We start from the raw sequence: 24,830 nt of genomic DNA on the forward strand, positions 1-24,830 counted from the left end.
CAATATATCCTACACCAGCTTTTTAATTCTTCATATCCATACTATTCTCTAAATCCTCATATAATTTTGTTCTTAACAACTCTTTTTGCTCTTTTTCTTTATATAGTTTCTCCAATTCTAAAACATTTTTAGTTTCAGCCATTTTGCATTCTAACTCGTATATACTTTGCTCCACATTCATAAGCTGTTCTTCCAAATTTATAATGTCTTTATCTATAGGTATTTGTTTTGACACAGCTACTATTTTTTCCTTTTGTACAACAGTTTGTTGTTCTTTTTCTCTGCTCTCTTGCCACTTCTCGCGTGCCCAAGCATAATTCCCAGCAAATCCATACACTGTTTGATTATCAATCCAATACGTTTTCGCAAACAATTTATTTAAGAAATAACGGTCATGGGATACAGCCAGAATAGTTCCATTATACTGTTCAAGCGCTTCTTCTAATACTTCTCTCGATTCAATATCGAGATGGTTTGTCGGTTCATCGAGTACAAGAAAATTAATATCTTGATGCATGAGCTGTGCCAATCTTAAACGCATTCGCTCGCCCCCGCTTAATTGATTCACCTTTTTAAATACAGCTGGTCCGTAGAATAGAAAGCGAGCAAGTATATGGCGGGCTTCTCCTTCTGTTACTGCTACCTGTTCTCTGAACATTTCTAATACCGTTTGTTTACCGTTAACGATCATATGTTGAGACAAATAGCCGAGCTTTACTCCACTCCCAATACGAATTTCACCTACATCTGGATTCATTTCTTGTAGTAATAAATTCAATAATGTTGTCTTTCCTGTACCGTTACGTCCAACAATCGCAACGCGCTCTTGAAAACGAACATGTAATTCTACATTTTGAAATAAGATGCGTTCACCAAAATTCTTTCCAACTTCTTTCATGATAACAACATCTTTCCCGCTGCGTTCTTGTCCTTCAAACTGAAGCCCCATTTGCTTATGCTCTAAGACAGGCTTCTTCAATTTTTCCATACGCTCTAAAGCACGTTCCATATTGCGGGCGCGTTTATGCAATCCTTCATTAGGCGGATTCGCTTGGTTAGCCCACTCCCTAAGTCTTTTAATTGCCTCTTTCATTTTCTTTATTTTCTTTTGCTGCTCTTGATACGCTTGGAACTCTTGCAGTAATCTTTCTTCTTTCTCCTTTACAAACTGTGAATAGTTCTTATGATATACATGCAATTCCCCATCTTCTAAATCAAAAATCTTCGTTACGACCTCATCCAAGAAATAACGATCATGTGAAATCACAACGACTGTCCCATTGTATTCCTTTAAAAATTGCTCAAGCCATTCCACCGCGAATAAATCTAAATGATTTGTCGGTTCATCGAGAAATAGTAAGTCTGGCTTCTTAAGGAGCATATAAGCTAAGCTCACTTTCGTCTGTTCACCACCGCTTAGCTCTATAAAACTTCGCGGAAATAATTCTGTTATTTGCAGTCCATTAGCGACTTTCATGATATTCGCTTCGATTTCATAACCACCTAAAAAGGAAAACTGCTCCTGTATTTCTCCGTACTCTGTCATCATTTTTTCCGTAACGTTTATGGCCATCTTCTGTTCAAGTTCACGCATTTTCTTTTCTAATGCTTGCTCTTTCGTAAATGCAGAGCTTAATACATCATATACAGTCATTCCTTCAGTAAACTTCGGAATTTGAGCAACATGACCAATACGCGTACCTTTCTTCATATGGATCGCACCGCCATCCACATGTTCAATTCCCGTTAACAGTTGAAAAATTGTTGTTTTACCACTGCCGTTACGACCAACTAAACCAATGCGGTCGCCTTCCTTTATCTCAAACGATATATTTTCAAATATAATATTTCCACCAAATGTCTTCGCTATATTGTTTACACTACAAATCATCATCTTTTCCGTACTCCTTTCAACGTAAAAAAGCCATGAGTAAAGAACCTTACCCACGGCTTTTATTTCAAAATAGAAAAGGGAACCACCATAGTTCCCTTTTCACACGTTTCTATAAAATGGGTGAAGAGACCTCTATCGTTCAATAGTTGTTATGAAATTGCTAAAAAAGGGCATACGTATCCCGTTAGCAACTACACGATGAAAAATTGCACGACAAATGTAGATAAAATCTAAAAATTGCGTGCGTACAACTATAGAACGATTCATCTCTTTCACCTCTTTCGTACGGAATTTTATACTTACCATTTTATTATACTCTCCTAAAATACGTTTGGATAGTCATTTTTCTGAAAATAATGTAAATAGACACATTCATACATAAAAGACAGCTGTGGTTCAAAAATAAAAGGAGGCATAGCACATGATAGATATTGTAAAAACTGTTATTCAAATTTTAGTTGATGCAAAACCAATTGTTGATGAAATTAACAATTCATGAAAAAGACGGCGAAAAAAATAAAGACGAGATATCCTAAATTAGGCAGGGTATCTCGTCTTTGTTTTGCTCTACCGCAAATTGCTGTTATACAATTTTTTTATAATATGCGTGCTTCTCCATCAGTTCCTCATGCGTACCTTCACCTGTAATATACCCATCCTCTACTACAAGAATTTGATCTGCTTGTAGTATTGTCGATAAGCGATATGCGATGACAAACATCATTTTATTGGAAACGATACATTTCTTTCTTCTTTCATATGATAACTCTATTTTCTAATTTTTCCCTAATCCCACTATAAAGGATTTAAAATGACTTTTCACGAATATGTACTAGTTGGAATATGGCAAATAGGGGGAGAAATATGTTTTTAACAATGGTAAATTATATCCAACCACTTGAGGTTGTAGAACATTATCTGTAGGAGCATATTCAATTTCTAGATAAATACTACGACCTAAACAAGTTTATATTTTCAGGGCGCCGTAACCCTCGCGTTGGTGGAATCATTTTAATGAATGCTGTATCTGAACAAGAGATAGAAACAATTATTGCAGAAGATCCTTTTTATATTCATAACATTGCTCGTTATGAAATTATTGAATTTACACCAACAAAATACACAGACCCTTTTCAAATATTCATTAACGATACGCCAAATATAGGATAATTTTTCATATACATACGGTTACAGGGGGAGAAAAATGGAGACACAACAACAGCTATTCTTTTTAAATCAGATTGGACAACAAAAGCCAAACAGCATGCAAAATAAAGAAACAGCCTGCCCATTTTGCGATCAAACACAACTAAGCAATATTTTAGAAACGGATGAAACAATTATTTGGCTAAAAAATAAATATCCGACATTACAAAATACATTACAAACAGTCATTATCGAAACTGATAATTGTCACGATCATATTGCCACCTATACACAAAAGCATATGCGAAAGCTTATACGATTTTCAGTTAAGCACTGGTTATCATTAGAAGAAAGCGAAAAATTCCAATCTGTCATTTTATATAAAAACCATGGAACGCTATCAGGGGGAACAATCCACCATGCACATATGCAAATTATTGGTATGGAACATGTCGACTATCGACAAAATGTAAAAACCGAACATTTCAAAGGAGTCATTGTAAACAAAGAACACGGAATCGAGTTGAATATTTCTACTCATCCAATTATCGGTTTTACAGAATTTAACATTATAATAGAAAATACGAATCTAATTGATATGATGGCAGATTATATTCAAAAAACGGTACGCTACGTATTACACGATTTTCATAAACGGTGTAATAGTTATAACATGTTCTTTTATAGCTTAGATGGAAAAATTATATGTAAAATTGTTCCCCGATTTGTCGTTTCACCACTATACGTTGGATATAACATCCCTCAAGTTTCTACACAATTACAAGGAGTAAAAGAACAGTTAAGGACATATTTCATAGAAAAATAGAGTAGGTCATCATACAACCTACTCTTTCATAACACCTTTATTTTTATAATACGCATTCTCTAACCCGATATTGTAATTCATATTTTTATCCGTCCACTCCGTTCCAAGATTACCAGGCCAGCCGGATGTGTTTGCTATATATTTTAGTAACTCAAATTCTGTTAAACCTTTCTCTACACCTCTTTTATACCCTTTTGCCAAATGAGGCATGGCAATTTGAGCATTTATTCGCGGATCTTTTAATTGCTCATCTGTTACATTCTCAGGAGCAATTCCACCACCCCGATGCAATTGAAATAGCCCAAATGATGTTCCATGATCTCCAACGGCTCTTGGATTTAGACGACTCTCATGCTCGGCAATTGTAAGAGGTATCCATTCTGGAAGATTATATTTCTCAGCCTCTTCGCTAATAATTTGTTTCATCTGTTTTGCTTCTTCTGAATCAACATAACTTGTTGAATTTATAACTCTGTCCATTCCTTCTGATTCGCCCCGAAAAAACGTATATATTCCCACTACAATTAAGAACCCTACAAAGAACTTCTTCACGTATCTTACCTCTTCTTTCGCTGAAATTTGTCGCCTTTCAGCCTTACACATATACAATTGCTTCATTTCTATCATACCAAGAATATTCTACATCACCATCCTTCTTAAGTCTGATTTTGTGATGCAAAAGATATTAAACATACATGAAAATGTAACATTTCTCTATCAATCATTGAAACTAACTTAAATCACATACCATTTATAGAATTACATTCACTATTATTTCACTCAATATAAATAGAATAGGAGAAGTCAAAATGAACGATATCGAGATTACTTCTGATAAAGTAAAACTTCCCTTAGTGGGGGCTTCATCCCCCACTGAGGGTTAGTTGAACCAATCGGGCTTTTACGGGCAGTTATCCCCCACCTATCTTCTTCGATTCTCTCTAAATCTTGAGATGGGGTCTTACTGCCCGTTAATGCGGAACCAACATGGTCTTCATGTGAATAAGCCATTTACCGAAAATCATTTTGTAGATTTATTGAAAAAATACGGATTTTTTATCATTATCGGATGTATAGCTCTTATCTTCTGGTTATTAATCAGGCGTGACAAAAGATTTAAGTAATAGAAAAGATTCAGGGAAACCCTGAATCTTTTCTATTACATTTTATAAAACTGAACTGTGTTTTTATAAATAGTTTCCGCTGTATCTTCAAGTGATAGTCCTTTTATTTCACTCATACTCTTTAACACTTGTAAAATCATATATGGATGTGTCATTTCATCATTAAATTTCCACGGTCCATCCGTTTCTACCATAAGGTGCGATAACGGATAAAAAGCAGCAATATCCTTGATTTTTTCTTTATATACAATGTCAGGTGTAATAGAAATGTAATACCCATTCCCTATCATTCTCTCCATCGTTTGTTGACTTCCCTTGAACCAATGAAAGTGAGCTCGGCGTATTTGATAAGATTCAAGTAAATCACAAACAACTTCTGCGTCATCATATACAGCGTGCAGTACAATTGGCAAATCATGTTTTTGGGCCAAGTATACGAATCTTTCTAGTATTTCAATATATGGTTTCAACCACAACTTGGGATTCTCTTGCCGTAAATAATAAGGCAAACCAACTTCTCCGATCGCAACAATGTGATGTGCTTCTTTTTCAATCAGTTGATAAATTTTTTCGCATTGTTCAAAATCAATGTCTTGCTCGGGATGAAATCCAAGTGCTGGATATATAGACGGATAATTCTTCGCTAGCTCCAACGTTCGTTGACAAGAATGATAATTCTTCGACACAGCAATCATTCCTGCTATTTCCTTCACCTTTTGTATATCTTCAATTAACTGTAATTGCTCTTCTTTTTTATATTGATCCAAATGTATATGACTATCAATCCATCTCACTTCTATCACCTCTTTCTTTCATTGTAATATGACTTTCTAAAATGTATATAAAATAAAAAAACAAGAAGGCTCTCCTTCTTGTTCGTCTATTTATTAAACAATTAAATTTGTAATCACGTCAAAAATCCCAATACATACAATCGCAACACCAAAGTAGCTAAAACATTCTACAAATGGAAATTTAGCCATTTCTTCTTTTTGCATCCCACTTGTCTCCCTTCTATAATCTCCCTAACTTCTATGTCTATTTGTATTATGAGTGAAATATGACAAAAGTGCCATCGAATTCGCTTACTTTAATCTTACATTTTTGTAAGGTTTAAAAAAATAGCCACATCTCTTTTAAGATGTGGCTTACAGTTAGTTGGTCGTTAATCCTTTTCATCACATTATTACTTTAGACAGAAAGACATATTTCGTTCTTTCTACTTTTATTATAGGTGATACTATTCATTACAACTATCGAGTTACATTACATGTACCTTACAAAAATGTAATCATGCTGTAAGCTAATTCGATAGTTATAACTCCTCATATTTCGTACAATGTAGTCAGAAACAAGGCAGCACCCAATCACGATGAAGCGAAAACTGTTTCTACTACATTGGACCAGTAATGATACTGCCGCAATGAGCCTTGTATAAATTTGTGTCCCCCTTTCCCCTTATATAGATAAAATTGAAAAGACGACCTTCTATGCCAGGTCGTCTTTTCCTATTTCCATTATGCTTTTTTATCTTCTTGCAGTCTTTCTTTTAACTGTGCAAACGTCTCATTTAATTTTTCTGTCATTAGTTGCATCACTTCTTTACGATCCATCTGTGATGATTGCTCCACTTGAATCGGATCACCAAAAATTAACTGCGCTCTTTTTCCGCGAAACAATTCTTTTAAATTTTTAGGTCCAACATATGCCGCTGGAACTAACGGAACATTAGAACGAAATGCAATTGTAACAGCGCCAGCTTTTAATGAGACAGCTTCTGCTGTTCTCGTTCCGCTCGGAAATATCCCAACAACTTTTCCTTCTTTTAATAATCTAGATGGAATTTTCAGTGTGCTTGGTCCTGGATTTTCACGATCAACCGGGAAGGCATTTACATTCTTAAAAAACCAATTCCCAAATTTACTTTGAAACAATTCTTTTTTCGCCATGTAATGAATTTTCGTTGGTAACATTCCCGTTGCTAACATTACAACATCCATCCAGCTTGTATGCGTACAAGCTACAACATACGCTCCGCCTTGCGGTAATTTTTCTTTTTCATATACTTCCACTTTTCCAAATGTTTTAAATATATATTTCAACAGCTTTGTAATGAATGTATACATTCGATCTGTTCCCTTCTACAATTCAATTTTTATAACTGTATTTATTTTTAATTATAACACTAAGTATTAATAGTTAGTAATAAAAATAAGTGACAAATTTTAAAATATTATTCTTACAAAAGCTATAGTTCTACCGTAAGCTAATTCGTCAGTAACTTCTCCTCATATTACGTTGGACTTATAAGCGGTGCAGCTCTTCTTTCAACAATTGTGTGTACTTGTACATGTTCTATAGGTTCCCCGTTCCCCTTTATATAAAGTGAAACTTCCATCGGTGGGGATTTTTTCATTCCCCACTGATGGTTAGTTGAACCAATCGGACTTTTACGGGCAGTTAGCTCCCACTTATCTTCCTCGCTTCTCTCTCAATCTTGAGGTGGGGGTCTTACTGCCCGCGAATAGCGGGATAAATGAAAAGGGCTGCTTGTCATCATACAAGCAGCTCTTTTTAATTTGTTTCGTACATAATTTTACCTGTTTTACTTATATCATAACCACCGATAGCACGCAGTTCATTTTGAAATTCAGGAGACTGTAATACTTCTTTTACTGTTTCAATCAACGCGGTATTTTCTTCTGTTTTTAAAATCACTAAATCATAGCGTTCTTGTATAAGTGGGACAAAATCTATATTCACAATTTGTGCTACCTTTTCTGCTCCTATCCCTACATCGGCTTTTCCATTCGCTACTTGAGAAGCAACACCAATATGGTTTGACTCTTCCCAGTCATACCCAACAATACTCTTTTTGGATACTCCATTTATACGCAATTGTTCATCAACAAGAACACGAATGCCAGATCCTCGTTCCCTATTTACAAATTGAACGGATGCATCACATAAATCCTGCAATGTCTTTATACGTTTCGGATTTCCTTTTTGCACATAAAAACCGGATGTTCTTGATAATAAATTAATAACAATACAAGGTTGTCCAACTAAAATTCGTTTCACATACGGAATGTTGTATTCTCCTGTATCCCCATCGAACAAATGGAGACTCACAATATCTCCTTTTCCTTGATACATTTGAATTAAACTTGTTAAGCTCCCTTGATATGCCCTTAGTATATTAGGAGCTTTCAAATGATTTTCTAGATGTTTGGTTAACATATCTAGAGACAAATCTTGTCCGCTAATAATACAAGAATCGGATTTGTTTGTTTGATTTATTACCTGTATAGATGATGAATCAGCTTGTATCTTCCCTGTTTTCATCTCTGTAATATATCTCTCTAAATCACTTGCATCAATACGCATTTGCCTACCAACTCGATAAGAGGGCAAATCACCTTTTTTTATCAAATCATACACTGTTAATTTTGATACTTTTAATCGTTTCGCTACTTCTTCCGTTGTGTAGGAATGATGATCCATAAGCCGATTCCTCGCTTTCTGCCTTCATTGTAACAAAAATAACAGTTTTTCTTCTATTTATTTTTACTATTGTGAGAAAAATCACAACATATCTAATTATAACTATTTATAATTAGATATAATTAGTTATAATTGGAATGGGATGAAAGAAAGGAGAAATAAAGATGAACAAACGCATATTTCGTTCTATTTGCAGTATTTTATTCGTGCTACTTCTCGTAATAAGTACGGGATGTACAAATACAAATAAACAAGAAAAAACAACTGCTAAAGAGGAAAACGTTGAACTTACTATTTCTGCTGCAGCTAGTCTACAAGATGCACTAAAAGACATTCAAACACAATATGAAAAGAAAGAACCAAATGTAAAGCTGTCATTTAACTTTGGAAGTTCTGGCGCTCTTCAGCAACAAATTGAACAAGGAGCTCCTGCCGATCTATTTTTCTCGGCCGCAGAAGACAAATTCGAAACGCTTGTAAGCAAAGGAATTATTGATCAAAAAGAAGGAAAAAATCTGCTCGGCAATGAGTTAGTATTAATTGTCCCAAAAGATAGTAACATAAAAGATTTTCAATCATTAAAAGAAGATCAAGTAAAGAAAATTGCATTAGGTACACCTGAATCTGTTCCGGCAGGTAAATACGCAAAAGATGCTCTTACTCATTTAAACCTTTGGAACGATCTCCAAAATAAAATAGTATACACAAAAGATGTACGCCAAGTATTAACATACGTAGAAACAGGCAGCGTTGATGCAGGAATTGTTTATAAAACAGATGCACTTATTTCTAAGAAAGTAAACATCGTGAACACAGCACCAACAAATTCACACGAACCAATACACTATCCACTAGGCATTATAAAAGCAACGAAACATAAAAAAGAAGCAACTGCTTTTTATGAATATTTACAGTCTAAAGATGCTATAGCGATCTTTAAAAAATATGGTTTTACAGTGCTGCAGTAGTCATTATGGTATTTGATGCATTTTGGTCACCTATCATTCTTTCACTAAAAGTTGCTGCGCTTGCTACTATAATCGTGATGGTGTTCGGAACGATAATTGGACGTGTTTTAGCTCGTTCGTCAAAACGCTATAAAATTTTATTAGAAACATTTTTCCTATTGCCAATGGTACTCCCGCCTACAGTAATTGGATTTTTTCTTATTATCATCTTTGGAAAAAATAGTCCAATTGGTCAGTGGATAGAAACTTTGTTTCAACAATCTATTATGTTCACATCTTGGGCTGCTGTTATCGCTTCAACTGTAGTTGCATTTCCACTTATGTACCAATCAGCAAAAACAGGGTTTATCATTGCTAATGAACAAATTGAAGATGGAGCTAGAGACCTCGGAGCAAATGAAATACAAGTGTTCTTACATGTAACATTACCACTTGCGTTCCCTTCTCTACTTAGCGGAATGATTTTAAGTTTCGTACGTGCTCTAGGAGAATTTGGTGCAACACTTATGTTTGCCGGAAACATTCCCGGTAAAACACAAACGATTCCAACAGCTATTTATATGGCAATTGACGGAAGCAATATGTCACTTGCATGGGCACTTGTTCTCACAACTGTCGGTATGTCACTTATCTTTTTATTGCTCATTCAGCTTATAAACAAAAGAATAGCATCTTCCTAACAGCAGCTTTCGACAAAGCTGCTGTTTTTTGATTATTTCCCGTGAAATGAGATGAAAATACGATTTCCTTGTAGAATTATAGAAGAAAAGGAGAGATTTCATGTTCAATCAAACACTTTGTTTTATAAGAAAAGATGATGAAATATTAATGCTCAATCGACAGAAAGCACCTCTGCAAGGCCTTTGGAATGGCGTTGGCGGTAAGATGACAGAAACTGAAACACCAACCGCATGCATTTTACGCGAGATTGAGGAAGAAACAGGTCTATCCTTAGCAAAGCAAGAAGTTGCATATAGAGGAACATTATCATGGAAAATTGACAATACACACTTCGAGGGATTACACCTTTTTACAGCAAACCTTCCAGCTCATATTCTTTACCACACTCCTAAAAAAGTAGCTGAAGGTATTTTAGACTGGAAACATATTTCTTGGATTTTATCTGAACAAAATCAAGGAGTAAATTCTTTAACGAAGAAATTTTTACCCACGGTTTTACAAGAAGATGGCGTATATGAACATACTTCCGTTTTTCAAAATGATCAGCTTACACAATACGAAAAACAAGCATGTGCACATATAAAATAGCCTCTGATAAAGTAAAACTTCCATCAGTGGGGGGCGTTTTTCATCCCCACTGATGGTTAGTTGAACCAATCGGGCGCATGCCAGCAGTTATCCCCTACCTATTTTCCTCACTCCTCTCTGAATCTCTCTACCTTTTTATACCTTTATAAAATATTAAAACTTTTCACATTCATATAAATATACATTCTATTTGAATTTACTTTCTAAATGAGATACTTTCCTGTTATTATATGAAGGTGCGAAAAAGGAATAAATGAAAACGCATAAATTATATTGAAAACGCATTTATATAATAATAGTGCTCTTCTTATTCACAGCACTACTTCATAGATGTGGAGTCATGTTTTAACAATCGGTAATCCTCTACTTCTTAAGTAGGAAATTACCGATTGTTAGAACGGAATACATTTTATTGATATAACAAGAAGGGAGTCTTGTAATGGACATTTTATTAGCACTTCTTCCTGCATTAGCATGGGGAAATATTTTAATAGTAAGTGTAAAAATGGGCGGCGGTGCATATAGCCAAACAGTTGGTATGACTATTGGCGCTCTATTCTTCGCTACAATCATATATGCATTTACAACACCTGCATTATCTTTAACTATATTAATTGTTGGCTTTGTTTCAGGGTTATTCTGGGCTTTAGGACAAGTTAATCAATTAAAAACAGTAGAAAAAATGGGTGTTTCAACAACTGTTACAATTTCAACAGGTATGCAGCTTGTAGCTACTACTATCTTTGGGGTTATCGCATTTCATGAATGGACAACTACTACTACAATCATTCTGGGAACGATTGCAATCCTTTTAATTGTGATTGGTGTTGTTTTTACTTCTTTAGATGATAAAGAAAATGCACAGCCACCTGGACAACTAAAAAAAGGAATCGTTACTTTAATTACTTCTACTTTTGGTTACCTTGTATATGTAGTCATTATTCGTTGGTACAACGTTGATGGTTGGTCTGCTATTTTACCTCAAGCAGTTGGTATGTTTGTTGGAGCCGTTATACTAACAGCTAAACATAAACCTTTCAATAAATATGCAATTCGTAATATCTTATCTGGTTTATTATGGGGTACAGGTAACTTATTCTTATTCCTTTCTCAACCAAAAGTTGGTGTTGCAACAAGTTTCTCGTTATCCCAAACTGGGATCATTATCTCAACATTTGGTGCAATTATCTTCTTAGGTGAAAAGAAAACAAAACGCCAAATGGTATTTATCGCACTTGGTAGTGCATTAATTATTGGCGGTGCAGTTCTTCTTGGTATGACAAAATCTTAATTATATATCCTAGTTTCGGAAATGATACTTTCTGAGACTAGGATTTTTTTATACACAAGTCTTTTCTTTTTACAATTATCTTTCATCAATGTTATCGTTTTGTTACTACATTTCCTACAGGAAGGATTAAAGGATATGCAAAAAAAACAACGAATTTTATTTATTGGTGCAGGCCGTATGGCTGAAGCAATATTTACTGGTCTACTTAAAACAAGTAAAGAATACATCGAAGAAATTATTGTATCTAATCGAAGCGATACAGAAAAACTCAAGCAATTAGAGCAACGATATGGCGTATCGACCACAAATGATTGGAAACAGTACATCAAAACTGTGGATACCATCGTTTTAGCAATGCCACCAGCTGCACATGAACATTTATTAGCGGAATTATCTCCTCTTCTAACTCATCAGTTTGTAGTGACCGTTGCTGCTGGAATTGGCCCATCTTACTTAGAAGAAAAACTTCCTCAAGGTACACCAGTTGCCTGGATTATGCCAAATACAGCTGCGACGATCGGACAGTCTATCTCCTTATATACAATGGGACATTCCGTAAATGAAGAACAGCAAGAAACGTTACAACTTCTTTTAAAAGGCATTGGTACATCACAACTCTGCACAGAAGAAGAAATTCATCAACTAACTGCTGTTACTGGCAGTGCACCAGCCTTTCTTTACCACTTTGCTGAAGGTCTAATTGAAGCAACAAAAAGTTATGGGATTAATGAAGCAACAGCAAAACATCTTGTCATTCAAATGATTGCTGGTTCTGCTGCTATGCTCGAACAAGAACAAGATCCAGCTATGCTGCGTGAACAAGTGACAACGCCAGGTGGTTCAACTGCAGAAGGTTTAAAAGTTTTATATGAGTATAATTTCTCAAAGGTCATTCACCAAGCAATTGAAGCAACAAATAAAAAAGCGAGGGGGAATTAACATGAAATTAACGAGCTTACAAGATTGCACAACTTTACATAACGGTGTGAAAATGCCATGGTTTGGTTTAGGTGTCTTTAAAGTAGAAGACGGCTCAGAGGTTATTGATTCTGTAAAAGCAGCTATCAAAAACGGATACCGTAGCATTGATACAGCGGCTATATATAAAAATGAAGAAGGTGTTGGACAAGCAATTCAAGAATCCGGTATTCCACGCGAAGAACTATTCATTACATCAAAAGTATGGAATAGCGACCAAGGCTATGAATCTACACTACAAGCGTTCGAAACAAGTCTACAAAAGCTTGGCTTAGAGTACTTAGATTTATACTTAGTACATTGGCCTGTAAAAGGTAAATATAAAGAGACGTGGAAAGCATTAGAAAAGCTTTATAAAGACGGTCGTGTTCGTTCTATTGGTGTTAGTAACTTCCAAGTCCACCATTTACAAGACGTACTAGAAGATGCGGAAATTAGACCAATGATTAACCAAGTAGAATATCACCCACGCTTAACTCAAGAAGAACTGCATACTTTTTGTAAAGAGCATGGCATTCAATTAGAAGCATGGTCACCATTAATGCAAGGTCAGCTTCTTAATCATCCAACTTTACAAGAAATTGCAGCAAAGTATAATAAATCTACTGCCCAAGTAATCCTGCGTTGGGATTTGCAAAATGAGGTTGTTACGATTCCAAAATCCGTAAAGGAGCATCGTATTATTGAAAATGCAGATATCTTTGACTTTGAATTAACTGCTGAAGATATGAAAGCAATTCAATCTCTGAATGAGAATCACCGTGTTGGTCCTGATCCAGATAACTTTAATTTTTAATGTATAAGGTCATCAAGCACATGTTTGATACCTTTTCGCTTTGATAAAGTGAAACTTCCATCAGTGGAGGGCTTTTCATCCCCCACTGATGATTAGTTGAACCAATTGGGCTTTTACGGGCAGTTATCCCCCACCTATCTTCTTAGTTCTCTCTGCATCTTGAGGTGGGGATCTTACTGCCCGTTAATGCGGAATAAAACTATCAATAAAAAAGGTATCCCCTCACAGGATACCTTTTTCTTTATGCTTCATCTCCTTATTGTAAAAAATCATTACTTTTTCTTACATAAAAATATAAAAAATGGAAAAACTTTTATTGAAAAATAATAAGGAGGCATACAACATGAGAATCTTATTTTCAATCCTTTTAGCATTCATGCTAGTACCTGCAATGACAGGATGTACAACAACAAAACAGGATACAACTACTAATAAGAAAACGACAGAAGGAACAAAAGATGCAGTAAATCAAGATTTAAAGTTAAGTTTTAATGAATTCAATTTAAAGGCAACTTATCAAGATACAAAGAAAGACTACGAAGCAGAATATAAACAGAAAAAAGCAACTGACAAACCAGAAGCAAAAGTAGACGATAGTAAAACAAATGAAAGGTTGGCTGGAGATGAAGCAATGAATAAATTGGCTCCACTCTTACAACAGCTTAAATTCGATAAGGACACAAAAGACCAAGATGTCGTTGATCAAGTAGTAGATGTATTCCAACTCGATAAAGATTATCAAAAATTCGACTTAAAAGTTGTCTTTACAGATGGAACGAAAAAAGAATATAAAATGCCAAAATAAAGTGAAACTTCCTTCTGGGAACGGTTTTTTCCCAGAAGGTTAGTTAAACCAATCAGGCTTTTACGGGCGGTTACTCCTATATACTCTTCATTTCCCTTAAATCTTAATCTGAGGAGTTACTGCACGTTAATAAGGTAAACAAAAGCAAAGCAGCTCTTTTAGCTTCCGTCTAAAAGAGCTGCTTTTATATAGTGAAAGTTATTTCTACTGATTCCATATAACAATAAACTAACATTTTTTATGAAACCTTTTTCCGTTCATTTCGTTATAGTATACTTCATATTTCTCTCTCGTAATTGGATCAAAATATATTTCCCCTGTAAACAAATACCCATTTGGTACTTCTGTGCCATGATTATCTTGTAATCTTTTATCTTTTCTTTTAGCAATCATTAAAATAATAAGAAAAATAATCACCTGTACACAGAAATATATGAAAATGCCTTTCCACATACTATTCAACCGTTTCTACAATAACAGCTGTACCATATGCTACAATTTCACTCATATTATGACTAAGACTGCCTGAATCAAAACGAACCATAATAATTGCATTCGCTCCCATCGCTGCAGCATTTTCAATCATACGATCTAACGCATATTTTCTTGCATCCTCAAGCATTTCTGTATACTGTGAAATCTCTCCGCCAAATAAACCTTTGAATGCAGCCATAATATCTTTTCCTAAGCCTCTTGCCCGTACCGTTAATCCAAACACAGTTCCTAACGTCTTTTTTACTTCGTAACCTGGCACACTTTCCGTTGTTACAACAATCATTTCGTTCAACCCCTTTAAAATTTATTATTATTATCAATAATGATAATAATATATGCAAAGAATGTCAAATATTCCTCTATCTTAAAATTTATTTACAAAACAACAAAAAACCCCCACCTATCTTCGATTTCTTAAAATCTTGAGGTGCGGGTTTTATAGTCGTTAAGTGCAAAATATAACTTTGTTTGTAAACAAAGTTATTTCGCTCCCTGCTCTTCTTTTTTAAAACGATCATAATAATTAACTGCTGTAGAAAAATGTACTTCAACATCACGAATTAATGCAGAATTTTCTTCTTTCGCTAATTGCGCTAATTTTTTCATCGCCTGTTCTGTTTCATCTAAAAAACCTACATACAAGGCGTTTTCACTTTCTTTTGATTTTGGAACCCGAATTTCTTTACGCACATTCTCAATATCTGCTAACGTATTTTCTGTTACCTTTTGTACGTCTTCTTTAAACTTCGGAGATTTTAATGTGCTTGCAGATCCTTCTTTAGCTTCTTTCCAAAGCTCCATAGCCTGATTTAATTCGTCATCAATTTTTTTCTCATATTGACTATGTACGGAATTATACACTTTCACATCTTCCGGATTGTCTGCCTTTTGATCTTTTTGATCTATCTGTTCTAAGTTTTCTTTCGTTTCTTTTTTTACTTCTTTATTACTAGTACACCCTGTTAATAGTAATGCACTACTAAGCAGAATCGCACCCCAAGCTTTTTGTTTCATTTCAAACTACTCCTTTTATCCACTGTATTTCTTCTATATATTATATCGACAATGAGTAGAAAATTACACGTTTCTGCTTTCTTTTGTACCTATGACGATATTCTTTTCACAATATTGTCACCTTATCTACATTACTTATACTAAAAACCTACACGACTACTACCTTTAAAAAGAAAGTTTGAACATCCTTACACAAAAAAATGATATAGAATATTCAGTCATAAAAGCAAGGTAATCTATTCCTTTTAATTTAAAAATTGTAAAATCATACAATATGCTATTTTATACAATTGGGGGGTATGACATTTTGTTCTTTTCGAAAGCAATAGACTTATATGCCTTATATGGTTTGCATAAGAAACGCAGCAAAGAATTTCAATTTTCTTCTCTTCCTAGTAAAGTTTTAGAAACGAAAGACATCCAAGAGTTTTATAAAACCAATTCAATCAATATTCAATTTAAAATAAAAGATTTCAATAATCAAAATTATAACATCGGTAAATTTGAATATAAAAGCTCAATTCAATCTGGTATTTCATGTAATGATATTGTGACTGGAGAGGCTTTTTTACACCAAAATGATGCCTCACCTAACATTATTTTTGTTCATGGTTGGAGAATGGATTCAAATGAAAGAGTAAAAAAAATATTTCATGATCAAATAATGAATTTGAAATGGAATATGTATTATTTTACGCTACCATATCACTTCGAAAGAAAGCCAGAATGTTCACTATATAGCGGAGAATACATGATTAGCGCCAACATTGAGCGAACAGTCCAATCATCTCAGCAAGCTGTAGCTGATTTAAGAGGATTAATACAATGGATTAAGAAAAACAAACAAGGACCGGTAATTTTAGTCGGTATTAGCCTAGGTGGATTCATTACAAATTTAATGGCTTTAGTTGAATCTCAAATTGATGTACTAGCTTCTATTTTTTATGCCAATCGTCTTTCTTATTCCATTTGGAATACAAAGCCTGGGAAATATATTAAAGCAGACTTACAAGAACACGGAATTACTTATAATGATTTAATACAGTATTGGAGAATTACAGAACCTAACCAAACGGTTCCAGTAATGAATAAAGACAACATCCTGTTAATTTCCGCCAAAAACGATCAGTATGTCCATATCGAAGACACTGATTACTTATGGCAGTCCTGGGGAAAACCTACACGACATGTATATAATGGCGGACATGCTGGAATTGTCCTTAATCGCAAAAGAATTGCAACGGATACCATTAACTTTATCCAAAAACGGATAGCTGGGGAAAGAAACCATTATGCAATGGATTCAATAAAATGAAACTTCCGCCAGTGGGGGTCTTACTGTCCCAAAATAGCGGGATAAACTAATTTTTAAAAAACTATCCACCTATTATAGTGGATAGTTCCTTTTCCCCTTATATTCTTCATTCCTTTTAAAACAAACGATCATTTCTACTGCTTATGCACTATACAGCTTTCTTCGTCTCTTTCAACACTTTCATACCAGAAACTGCTTCTGCATATTTTGCTTCATCAAATTCGTTTTCACTCTTTGCAACAATCATCGTAGCGATCCCGTTTCCAATTAAGTTTACAATAGCTCTGCCTTCACTCATGAAGCGATCTACTCCAAGAAGTAATGCTAATCCTTCCAAAGGAATAACCTTTAATGCTGATAAAGTAGACGCTAATACAATAAATCCACTTCCTGTCACACCTGCAGCTCCCTTAGACGTTAACATAAGCACTAAAATAATTGTAACTTGCTGCCCAATTGTTAAATCGATACCAAATACTTGTGCTAAAAAGACAACTGACATGGATAAATAAATAGACGTACCATCAAGATTGAAGGAATAACCTGTTGGAATAACGAGACCAACAACGGATTTTGAACATCCATATTGCTCCATCTTATTCATCATTCTTGGCAGTACAGATTCAGAAGAACTTGTTCCTAATACAATTAATATTTCATCCCGAATAAACTTTAAATAATTCCATAAACTAAATCCATATATCTTACAAATAATATTTAAAACAACAAAAACGAATAGGAACATCGTTATATATACTGACATCATTAATTTTCCAAGTGGCACAAGCGAAGCAAGTCCAAAGTAACCGATTGTATATGCCATAGCACCAAATGCCCCGATCGGTGCAGCTTTCATTACATAGCCAATAATGTTAAAGAATACGTGTGAAAGTTTGTCTAAGAAATCAATCACTGACTTTCCTTTTTCTCCAAGAGCCGCTAGCCCTATACCAAATAAAATCGAAAAGAATAATACTTGTAAAATATCACCCTTTGCAAACGCATCAACCATATTAGAAGGCACGATATGAGTTACAAAATCAATCCAGTTAATTCCATGTCCTCCGCCTTGTGTATATTTTGATACGTCCCCTTTTGCAAGCTCATTAAAATTAAGACCTTCACCTGGCTTCATAATATTTACAACAATTAAACCAACAATAAGTGCAAATGTCGTCACCACTTCAAAATAAATAAGAGCTTTTCCACCAACCTTACCAACCTTTTTCATATCTCCCATTTTGGCAATACCAAGTACAATTGTTAAGAAAATAATCGGTGCAATTACCATTTTTACAGCATTGATAAATGTATCGCCTAATGGCTTCATTTGTTTACCGACACTTGGCCAAAGTAATCCAACTAACACACCAAGCACAATAGCCGTTAATACTTGAAAAGTTAAATTTTTAAAGAGTCGTTTCACTTTTCTTCTCCCTCCTCTAATTTTATAAGCTTTTCTACCCCTTTGTTTCTAACATAATGATAGCGTTTACATTAAAAAGAGAGAAGTTTATGGTCATAACGAATATTTTGTTCATTTTGGTCTTAGTTTTTCATTTCATGAAACACATAACGATTAATTGGTCTTCCAACTCCACCATATTGAACTGCCAAATGAATTACGCCGCTTTTTTCTAAATAATCTAAGTAACGCCGGGCCGTAACTCTAGCTATCCCAATTGCACGTGCCACTTCTTCGGCAGAACGAGGTTCTTCTTGCTTTTTTACATACGTTACAATTTCATTTAATGTAAATTCGTTCAAGCCTTTTGGCAAATTGCTCACAGTTTTCTCAGAACGCCCAGAATATAGTAATAAATCTAGTTGCTCCTGCGAAATAACCCCAGAATCTCTCAAACTCGTTCTATATTGGCGGTACTTCTCTAATGCTTGCTGAATACGATACAGCTTAAAAGGCTTAATGATATAGTCTAGAGCTCCATTTTGAAGCATGAGTTTAATTGTTTCCCTATCTTTAGCAGCAGAAACAACAATTACATCCGTTTCTAATTCTTGCTTTCGAAATTCCTGCAGTACTTTAATACCATCCTTTTTAGGCATAAAGATATCCAAAATAACAAGATCTGGATTCATTTTTTTGACAAAACGAATCCCCTCCTCACCATCGCTTGCAACAGCTATTACTTGAAACCCTTCTACACTTCTTATAAATTCTTTATTCACTTCCTGAACCATTGGATCATCTTCTATCAACACTACTTTAAATTCCTCTTTACATGCCATACAATTCCGCCTCCATCTCCATTGGAAAAGTAATGATAAAAGAAGTTCCTTCATCTTGAAAAGATGAAATCCTAATTTCTCCTCTTCCCTTTTCAACAATTTGTTTTACTAGAAAAAGACCATACCCTGTCCCGCTACGCTTATTCACAGTAAACCCTTTCTCATATACCCTTGGTAAATGCTCTTCTTTTATTCCGCAGCCATTATCTTCAATTAATATCGCACATACGTCCTCTGACTGCTCAATACTAATATCAATTCTTTTATTCGCGGCCTCAATTTTTTCAAATGATCCGAATGCATTTTCTATTAAATTTCCTAATAATACAACGAAATCGTGTTGATCTAATTGGTATGGAAAAGCCTCCAAATAACTATTTTGATCAATGACCACTTGAATTCCAAGCTCTTTTCCTCTACTAACTTTACTTAAAAGCAGACCTGCAACGGCATCATTTTTAATTGTCTCATTTAAAAAATTTGTTGCATTTTCCTGTTCTTCTGAAGTGTTATATGCAAGTTGTAATGCCTTATCAGCTTTACCGAGCTGAATTAAACCTGCTATTGTATGAAGCTTATTCATATGCTCATGACTTTGCACACGCAATGCCTCTACAAAGTTCTTCACTCCAGTTAATTCTTCCGCAAGCTTTGTTACTTCGGTACGATCTTGGAAAATTGCCACAGCTCCAATTAATTCCTTCCCCTTCTTAATAGGGATACGATTACTTAAAATAACCTGTCCGCTGACTTTTATCTCTTCATTGTATACTGCCTGATTTTTCTCCACGATTTCTGGAAGCCTTGTATCCTGTAATACTTTACGAATAGGCTTTCCTACAACATCTCCATCTACATGAAAAACTTGCTTTGCTTTCTCGTTGAAAACCGTAATAATTTCTTGATTATCAATCGCAATCACACCCTCATTCATGGAATGGAAGGTTGCTGTCCTTTCTTCAAGTATCCGTTTAATTTCATATGGCTCTAACTGAAACATTTGTTTTTTTATATGATTAGCGAGCATTAATGAACCTATTAATCCAAATATTAAAGTTAATATGACTATAAAAAGAATTTCTCCTCGTAATTCAACCATAATCCCCCAAAAGCTTGGTATTTTGTTTCCCACAACGACAACACCGATTTGGTTTAAGTCTTGATCTTTAATAGGCATAAACGCACGAATTACAGTACCTATTTCTCCCTTTGCTTTTGAAAAATAAATATGTTCTGCAAATGCAGGTTCTTCATCTGCTCCTTTTGAAGGTTTCCCGATCATTTCTTTCACAGGATGCGAATATCGAACTCGTTCCATATTCATAACTACAATATAATCTGTTTCATTAATTACTCTAATCTTTTCAATAACAGGATTTAATGTAACCCATCCATTTACTTCTTGAAGAGCCCTCTTTACATCTGACATTTCTGCTACCGTTCGCGCTGTATTCATAGATCTAATTCTTAATTCTTTCTCTTCTTTTTGTTGAATATTTGCGATTATAACCCCTCCACTAATCATGAGCGAAAATATAACTACTGCATAAGAAAGAATCGTAATTTTCCAACGGATTGGTAATTTCCTCACTTCTGGCCCTCCTTTCCTCAAAAAGCATCTTTACGAATAGAAATCTTCTCGATATGCTTACAATAACAACCTCAAAAGGAGAACTAAGATGAAAAAAGCAGCTACTTTTATACTCCTTTTCATCACTTTAATTGCAAGCGCTTTATTTATTAAATATCAGGGTTATTTTTCTCAAAATACACTCTCATACGATGATGAACAAGAAGGACTAGAAGACCAAATCGTCTTTAAATTTAGCCATGTTGTAGCCGAAAACACACCAAAAGGACGTGCTGCCAACAAATTTGCTGAACTCGTTGATGAAAAATCAAATGGTAAAATAAAAATAGAAGTCTTCCCTAATGGAAGCTTATATTCTGATATAGAAGAATTTCGTGCTTTAAAATCTGGGCAAGTACAAATTATTGCTCCCTCTACATCAAAACTTGGAGCGTTCTCCCCTGAATGGGGCGTACTTGATTTACCATTTGCCTTTTCAAGTTATGAAGCCTTACAAGAAGGCTTAAACGGAAAAATTGGGGAACAATTACTTCAATCCTTACAAAAAGATGGAATAAAAGGGCTTGCCCACTGGTCCAACGGCTTTAAACAAATCACTTCAAATAAAGGACCCATTTATACACCCGAAGATATAAAGGGACAATCTTTTCGCATCATGCAAAGTAATGTAATCAAGTCCCAATTTGATTTATTAAAAGTTCACACATATCCTGATTCATTTAACTCTACATATCAATTAATTGAATCAGGAAAAGTTGATGGCGAAGAAAATACCATTTCAAATATCTACTCTAAAAAATTCTATAACGTCCAAAACTATTTGACAATTACTAACCATGGGTATTTAGGATATGTTGTCATGATGGATCAAAAAACCTGGGACAAACAAACGAAAAAAACAAAGCAAATACTAATGGAAGCAATGGAAGAAACGACTGCTTGGAATAATCAACAATCCATTCAAATGAACAAAGAACAACTTGAACTCATGAAACAAAACTCATCAATTCAAATTCATGAATTAAACGACGAACAACGAAAAGAATGGGAAAAGACACTATCACCTATATACGACCAACTTACTCCTACGATTGGGGAGAATTTGATGGAAGAGTTGAAGGAATTACAGCGGAAGTACGAAACACATGTTCCGCAATAGCAAAACTCATAAATATTCAAGGATAGATACCTAAAAAAATTCGTCCTTTCTTAAGAAAGGACGAATTTATTATTATAACAGGGAATCCCAAATCATAATTACATGCGAACGTTACGCACTCTCGAAACTCTTCAAATCGTGATGAAGAAAAAGTAGAAACGAAATCAAGTGGATTTTCCGCAGTATCAAGACATCAGGAATGATTGACGTGAACCCGCGGTGTTGTTAAAATTATTGTTGGAATTAATGTGAAAGGATTCACAAGTTTTGACCTTCATTGTGAAATTATTCACAAATATTACTTCTGAATGTGAAAAGTTTCACAATATTTAACTCTTATTTCTTCAAAAAACATTTTAAAAAGGAGTTGTGCGTTATGAAAAGAATCGTAACACTGAGCACTTGTAAACTGAAGGATACCGCAAAACACGGTGGATGCGGTGCATGCCAAACATCTTGCCAATCAGCTTGCAAAACGTCTTGCGGAGTTGCAAATCAGAAGTGTGAAAACACAATGAGCAGATAGGAAATAAGAAATGTACCGCCCAACTGCTTTCCAGATGGGCGGCAATTTTTATCCCGCTAATAGAAGTTTCACTTTATGGACAAAAGGAGTTTGATTATTAAGTATGATTCATCAATATAAATTAAATGGATACAACATCGTGCTGGACACCTATAGTGGATCGGTGCATGTTGTCGATGACCTCGCCTATGAAATCATCGGGCTTTATGAGAATACTCCTGCAGAAGAAATCGTGACAATGATGCTGGAGAAGTACAAATATGATTCCAACATCTCCGAGGGGGACATTCGCGAAACAATCGCGGATGTCGAAGAGCTAAAAAATGATGGACAACTCTTTACTGAGGATGAATTTAAGGACCTCTCAATCGATTTGAGAAATCGTCAAACTTATGTAAAGGCTCTCTGCCTCAATGTCGCGCATACCTGTAACCTATCATGCGAATACTGCTTCGCCAGCCAAGGAAAATATAACGGAAACAGAGCAATCATGAGCTATGAGGTTGGACAAAGAGCCATCGATTACCTATTAGAAAACTCCGGTCATCACCGAAACCTCGACGTCGACTTCTTCGGTGGAGAACCACTCATGGCATGGAAGGTTGTCAAACAGATTGTCGCTTACGCAAGAAGCAAAGAAAAAGAGCACAAAAAGACTTTTCGCTTCACCTTCACTACGAATGGCATGCTGCTGAGCGATGAGATCACCGATTTCTTGAACGAGGAAATGTACAATGTAGTACTAAGTCTTGATGGAAGAAAAGAGGTTCATGATCACCTTCGCAAAACCGTCACCGGAAAAGGAAGCTACGATTATATCGTTCCGAAATTCCAGGAATTCCTCGAAAAGCGTGGAGACAAAGAATACTATGTACGTGGAACCTACACTCGCAACAATGTCGACTTCACCAATGATATTTTTCACATTGCAGATCTTGGTTTCGACAAGCTCTCGATGGAACCAGTCATCTGTGATCCACGTGAACCATATGCGCTCACTGATGAGGACCTCCCAGAGATTTATAACCAGTACGAAATTCTCGCCAAAGAAATGCTAAAGCGCGCGGAAGAAGGGAATGGCTTCACCTTCTACCATTACATGCTTGACCTCTCAGAAGGTCCTTGCATCCAAAAGAGAATTTCCGGCTGCGGCTCAGGAACGGAATATCTCGCTGTCACACCATGGGGCGAGCTCTTCCCTTGCCACCAGTTCGTCGGCGATGAAGAATATAGCCTGGGAAACATCTGGGATGGAATCACAAAACTAGAGACGCAATGCCAATTTAGAGAAAGCAACTGCTACTCGAAGACAGAATGCCAAGACTGCTGGGCGAAACTCTACTGCAGTGGCGGTTGTCCTGCCAACGCGCTGCACGCAACCGGCTCTCTCAATGGAACTTACGACTTCAGTTGTGACATCTTCCGCAAGAGAATCGAATGTTCTATGATGGTTAAAGTAGCTCAATCCATCAGAGGTATGGAGCAAAGTGAACAGGCCATAGTGGAATAAACATAAAGATGCCAAAAGAGGCTGGGACATAAATCAGAAAAAATCTGGTTTATACTCAGCCTTTTTGAAAATATTTCAATGTCTTGGTTTAAATTCAAGAATTCACATCCTGATATGTCTATCCTTAGAACAACTTGAATCTATCTCTAAAAACAAGAATGATAAAAACACTTTTTCAGTCTATAACTTTTTTACCAGTCCAATATTTTATAGTCTAAAATACTTTGTATGTAATCGAAAATACCGTTAAGATAACAGCCAGAAGCATCATGAATTTTGTCCATTTTTGATTCACTTACACTTCTCCCTTACATCTCTCTATAGGAAATTTAATCCAATACACTAAGAAGAAACTGAAAAGATTGTGGTAAA

Annotated in this window: 25 protein-coding genes and 1 pseudogene; 13 read left to right on the forward strand and 13 right to left on the reverse strand. The window is 35.3% G+C overall.

The annotated features are described in order from the left end of the window. Positions 1-22: 22 nt before the first annotated feature. The 3 genes from abc-f to CN326_RS24625 all read right to left on the reverse strand — a co-directional run bounded on the left by abc-f (position 23) and on the right by CN326_RS24625 (position 2,618). A complete protein-coding gene (gene abc-f, locus CN326_RS12175; RefSeq protein ID WP_098309293.1) occupies positions 23-1,894 on the reverse strand; it encodes a ribosomal protection-like ABC-F family protein in 1,872 nt (623 codons plus the stop codon). 132 nt (positions 1,895-2,026) lie between these two features. Continuing rightward, positions 2,027-2,161, reverse strand: a complete 135-nt coding sequence (locus tag CN326_RS24620; RefSeq protein WP_098309333.1) for an RAxF-45 family protein — start codon at positions 2,159-2,161, stop codon at positions 2,027-2,029. A 316-nt stretch (positions 2,162-2,477) separates the two neighbouring features. Next, positions 2,478-2,618, reverse strand: a complete 141-nt coding sequence (locus CN326_RS24625) for a hypothetical protein (protein WP_176524607.1) — start codon at positions 2,616-2,618, stop codon at positions 2,478-2,480. A gap of 206 nt (positions 2,619-2,824) precedes the next feature. Here CN326_RS24625 and CN326_RS12185 point away from each other — a divergent pair, with 206 nt between their 5' ends. Both CN326_RS12185 and CN326_RS12190 read left to right on the forward strand, forming a co-directional pair. Continuing rightward, complete coding sequence (locus CN326_RS12185) at positions 2,825-3,064, forward strand: YciI family protein (RefSeq protein WP_309247645.1); 240 nt, start codon at positions 2,825-2,827, stop codon at positions 3,062-3,064. A 34-nt stretch (positions 3,065-3,098) separates the two neighbouring features. Continuing rightward, on the forward strand, positions 3,099-3,866 hold the full coding sequence (locus tag CN326_RS12190) for a DUF4931 domain-containing protein (RefSeq protein ID WP_098309294.1): 768 nt from the start codon (positions 3,099-3,101) through the stop codon (positions 3,864-3,866). An 18-nt stretch (positions 3,867-3,884) separates the two neighbouring features. Here CN326_RS12190 and CN326_RS12195 read toward each other — a convergent pair whose 3' ends face one another. From CN326_RS12195 to CN326_RS12225, 4 genes and pseudogenes are all read right to left on the reverse strand, one after another. Further along, positions 3,885-4,418, reverse strand: a complete 534-nt coding sequence (locus CN326_RS12195; RefSeq protein ID WP_098309334.1) for a transglycosylase SLT domain-containing protein — start codon at positions 4,416-4,418, stop codon at positions 3,885-3,887. Between the two features lie 607 nt (positions 4,419-5,025). Continuing rightward, positions 5,026-5,784, reverse strand: a complete 759-nt coding sequence (locus CN326_RS12205; protein ID WP_098309296.1) for a TatD family hydrolase — start codon at positions 5,782-5,784, stop codon at positions 5,026-5,028. Between the two features lie 723 nt (positions 5,785-6,507). Then, positions 6,508-7,116, reverse strand: coding sequence for a lysophospholipid acyltransferase family protein (locus CN326_RS12215; protein ID WP_098309298.1), 609 nt, complete (start codon positions 7,114-7,116; stop codon positions 6,508-6,510). Positions 7,117-7,564: 448 nt separating this feature from the next. Then, a pseudogene (locus tag CN326_RS12225) lies at positions 7,565-8,522 on the reverse strand (substrate-binding domain-containing protein). Between the two features lie 136 nt (positions 8,523-8,658). On the opposite strand from CN326_RS12225, the gene modA reads away from it, so the two are divergent. The 7 genes from modA (at position 8,659) to CN326_RS12260 (ending at position 14,601) form a co-directional block, all read left to right on the forward strand. After that, positions 8,659-9,462, forward strand: coding sequence for a molybdate ABC transporter substrate-binding protein (modA, locus tag CN326_RS12230; RefSeq protein WP_098309300.1), 804 nt, complete (start codon positions 8,659-8,661; stop codon positions 9,460-9,462). Positions 9,463-9,467: 5 nt separating this feature from the next. Next, entirely contained in the window at positions 9,468-10,142 is a 675-nt protein-coding gene (modB, locus tag CN326_RS12235; protein WP_098309301.1) for a molybdate ABC transporter permease subunit, read from the forward strand. Between the two features lie 100 nt (positions 10,143-10,242). Further along, positions 10,243-10,731, forward strand: coding sequence for an NUDIX hydrolase (locus tag CN326_RS12240; RefSeq protein WP_098309302.1), 489 nt, complete (start codon positions 10,243-10,245; stop codon positions 10,729-10,731). 439 nt (positions 10,732-11,170) lie between these two features. Continuing rightward, entirely contained in the window at positions 11,171-12,022 is an 852-nt protein-coding gene (locus CN326_RS12245; RefSeq protein WP_098309303.1) for a GRP family sugar transporter, read from the forward strand. A gap of 135 nt (positions 12,023-12,157) precedes the next feature. After that, positions 12,158-12,961, forward strand: coding sequence for a pyrroline-5-carboxylate reductase (gene proC, locus CN326_RS12250; RefSeq protein WP_098309304.1), 804 nt, complete (start codon positions 12,158-12,160; stop codon positions 12,959-12,961). A 1-nt stretch (position 12,962) separates the two neighbouring features. Further along, the gene (locus CN326_RS12255; RefSeq protein WP_098309305.1) at positions 12,963-13,796 is read left to right on the forward strand and encodes an aldo/keto reductase; all 834 of its coding nucleotides are present in this window, start codon (positions 12,963-12,965) and stop codon (positions 13,794-13,796) included. 343 nt (positions 13,797-14,139) lie between these two features. Next, positions 14,140-14,601: a YusW family protein gene (locus CN326_RS12260; protein WP_098309306.1), complete on the forward strand. Its 462-nt coding sequence runs from the start codon at positions 14,140-14,142 to the stop codon at positions 14,599-14,601. 228 nt (positions 14,602-14,829) lie between these two features. Here the strand turns inward: CN326_RS12260 and CN326_RS12265 are convergent, their stop codons facing one another. The 3 genes from CN326_RS12265 to CN326_RS12275 all read right to left on the reverse strand — a co-directional run bounded on the left by CN326_RS12265 (position 14,830) and on the right by CN326_RS12275 (position 16,110). Continuing rightward, a complete protein-coding gene (locus CN326_RS12265) occupies positions 14,830-15,054 on the reverse strand; it encodes a hypothetical protein (RefSeq protein ID WP_098309307.1) in 225 nt (74 codons plus the stop codon). A 1-nt stretch (position 15,055) separates the two neighbouring features. Beyond that, positions 15,056-15,379 (reverse strand): YbjQ family protein, encoded by a 324-nt coding sequence (locus tag CN326_RS12270; RefSeq protein ID WP_098309308.1) that lies wholly within the window; start codon positions 15,377-15,379, stop codon positions 15,056-15,058. A 197-nt stretch (positions 15,380-15,576) separates the two neighbouring features. Continuing rightward, a complete protein-coding gene (locus CN326_RS12275; protein ID WP_098309309.1) occupies positions 15,577-16,110 on the reverse strand; it encodes a hypothetical protein in 534 nt (177 codons plus the stop codon). Positions 16,111-16,417: 307 nt separating this feature from the next. Here CN326_RS12275 and CN326_RS12280 point away from each other — a divergent pair, with 307 nt between their 5' ends. Beyond that, positions 16,418-17,425, forward strand: a complete 1,008-nt coding sequence (locus tag CN326_RS12280; protein ID WP_098309310.1) for an alpha/beta hydrolase — start codon at positions 16,418-16,420, stop codon at positions 17,423-17,425. A 148-nt stretch (positions 17,426-17,573) separates the two neighbouring features. Here the strand turns inward: CN326_RS12280 and dctP are convergent, their stop codons facing one another. From dctP to CN326_RS12295, 3 genes are all read right to left on the reverse strand, one after another. Beyond that, positions 17,574-18,851, reverse strand: a complete 1,278-nt coding sequence (gene dctP / locus CN326_RS12285) for a C4-dicarboxylate transporter DctP (RefSeq protein WP_098309311.1) — start codon at positions 18,849-18,851, stop codon at positions 17,574-17,576. Between the two features lie 122 nt (positions 18,852-18,973). Next, on the reverse strand, positions 18,974-19,672 hold the full coding sequence (locus CN326_RS12290) for a response regulator (RefSeq protein ID WP_098309312.1): 699 nt from the start codon (positions 19,670-19,672) through the stop codon (positions 18,974-18,976). Beyond that, positions 19,662-21,263 (reverse strand): ATP-binding protein, encoded by a 1,602-nt coding sequence (locus CN326_RS12295; protein ID WP_098309313.1) that lies wholly within the window; start codon positions 21,261-21,263, stop codon positions 19,662-19,664. The genes CN326_RS12290 and CN326_RS12295 overlap by 11 nt, the downstream gene beginning before the upstream one ends. An 88-nt stretch (positions 21,264-21,351) precedes the next feature. Here CN326_RS12295 and CN326_RS12300 point away from each other — a divergent pair, with 88 nt between their 5' ends. The 3 genes from CN326_RS12300 (at position 21,352) to scfB (ending at position 24,458) form a co-directional block, all read left to right on the forward strand. After that, positions 21,352-22,422, forward strand: a complete 1,071-nt coding sequence (locus tag CN326_RS12300; protein ID WP_098309314.1) for a TRAP transporter substrate-binding protein — start codon at positions 21,352-21,354, stop codon at positions 22,420-22,422. 376 nt (positions 22,423-22,798) lie between these two features. After that, complete coding sequence (gene scfA, locus CN326_RS12305) at positions 22,799-22,948, forward strand: six-cysteine ranthipeptide SCIFF (RefSeq protein ID WP_098309315.1); 150 nt, start codon at positions 22,799-22,801, stop codon at positions 22,946-22,948. A 103-nt stretch (positions 22,949-23,051) separates the two neighbouring features. Then, on the forward strand, positions 23,052-24,458 hold the full coding sequence (gene scfB, locus CN326_RS12310; protein ID WP_098309316.1) for a thioether cross-link-forming SCIFF peptide maturase: 1,407 nt from the start codon (positions 23,052-23,054) through the stop codon (positions 24,456-24,458). Positions 24,459-24,830: the final 372 nt, after the last annotated feature.

The organism is Bacillus sp. AFS018417 (assembly GCF_002560985.1).
In the GTDB taxonomy this organism is placed as follows: Bacteria; Bacillota; Bacilli; order Bacillales; family Bacillaceae_G; genus Bacillus_A; species Bacillus_A rhizoplanae.

Coding starts and splice junctions, on each gene's coding strand:
- abc-f (WP_098309293.1), bottom strand. CDS start 1,894: ATGATGATTTGTAGTGTAAACAATATAGCGAAGACATTTGGTGGAAAT.
- CN326_RS24620 (WP_098309333.1), bottom strand. CDS start 2,161: ATGAATCGTTCTATAGTTGTACGCACGCAATTTTTAGATTTTATCTAC.
- CN326_RS24625 (WP_176524607.1), bottom strand. CDS start 2,618: ATGATGTTTGTCATCGCATATCGCTTATCGACAATACTACAAGCAGAT.
- CN326_RS12190 (WP_098309294.1), top strand. CDS start 3,099: ATGGAGACACAACAACAGCTATTCTTTTTAAATCAGATTGGACAACAA.
- CN326_RS12215 (WP_098309298.1), bottom strand. CDS start 7,116: ATGTATACATTCATTACAAAGCTGTTGAAATATATATTTAAAACATTT.
- modA (WP_098309300.1), top strand. CDS start 8,659: ATGAACAAACGCATATTTCGTTCTATTTGCAGTATTTTATTCGTGCTA.
- modB (WP_098309301.1), top strand. CDS start 9,468: ATGGTATTTGATGCATTTTGGTCACCTATCATTCTTTCACTAAAAGTT.
- CN326_RS12240 (WP_098309302.1), top strand. CDS start 10,243: ATGTTCAATCAAACACTTTGTTTTATAAGAAAAGATGATGAAATATTA.
- CN326_RS12245 (WP_098309303.1), top strand. CDS start 11,171: ATGGACATTTTATTAGCACTTCTTCCTGCATTAGCATGGGGAAATATT.
- proC (WP_098309304.1), top strand. CDS start 12,158: ATGCAAAAAAAACAACGAATTTTATTTATTGGTGCAGGCCGTATGGCT.
- CN326_RS12255 (WP_098309305.1), top strand. CDS start 12,963: ATGAAATTAACGAGCTTACAAGATTGCACAACTTTACATAACGGTGTG.
- CN326_RS12260 (WP_098309306.1), top strand. CDS start 14,140: ATGAGAATCTTATTTTCAATCCTTTTAGCATTCATGCTAGTACCTGCA.
- CN326_RS12265 (WP_098309307.1), bottom strand. CDS start 15,054: ATGTGGAAAGGCATTTTCATATATTTCTGTGTACAGGTGATTATTTTT.
- CN326_RS12270 (WP_098309308.1), bottom strand. CDS start 15,379: ATGATTGTTGTAACAACGGAAAGTGTGCCAGGTTACGAAGTAAAAAAG.
- CN326_RS12275 (WP_098309309.1), bottom strand. CDS start 16,110: ATGAAACAAAAAGCTTGGGGTGCGATTCTGCTTAGTAGTGCATTACTA.
- CN326_RS12290 (WP_098309312.1), bottom strand. CDS start 19,672: ATGGCATGTAAAGAGGAATTTAAAGTAGTGTTGATAGAAGATGATCCA.
- CN326_RS12300 (WP_098309314.1), top strand. CDS start 21,352: ATGAAAAAAGCAGCTACTTTTATACTCCTTTTCATCACTTTAATTGCA.
- scfA (WP_098309315.1), top strand. CDS start 22,799: ATGAAAAGAATCGTAACACTGAGCACTTGTAAACTGAAGGATACCGCA.
- scfB (WP_098309316.1), top strand. CDS start 23,052: ATGATTCATCAATATAAATTAAATGGATACAACATCGTGCTGGACACC.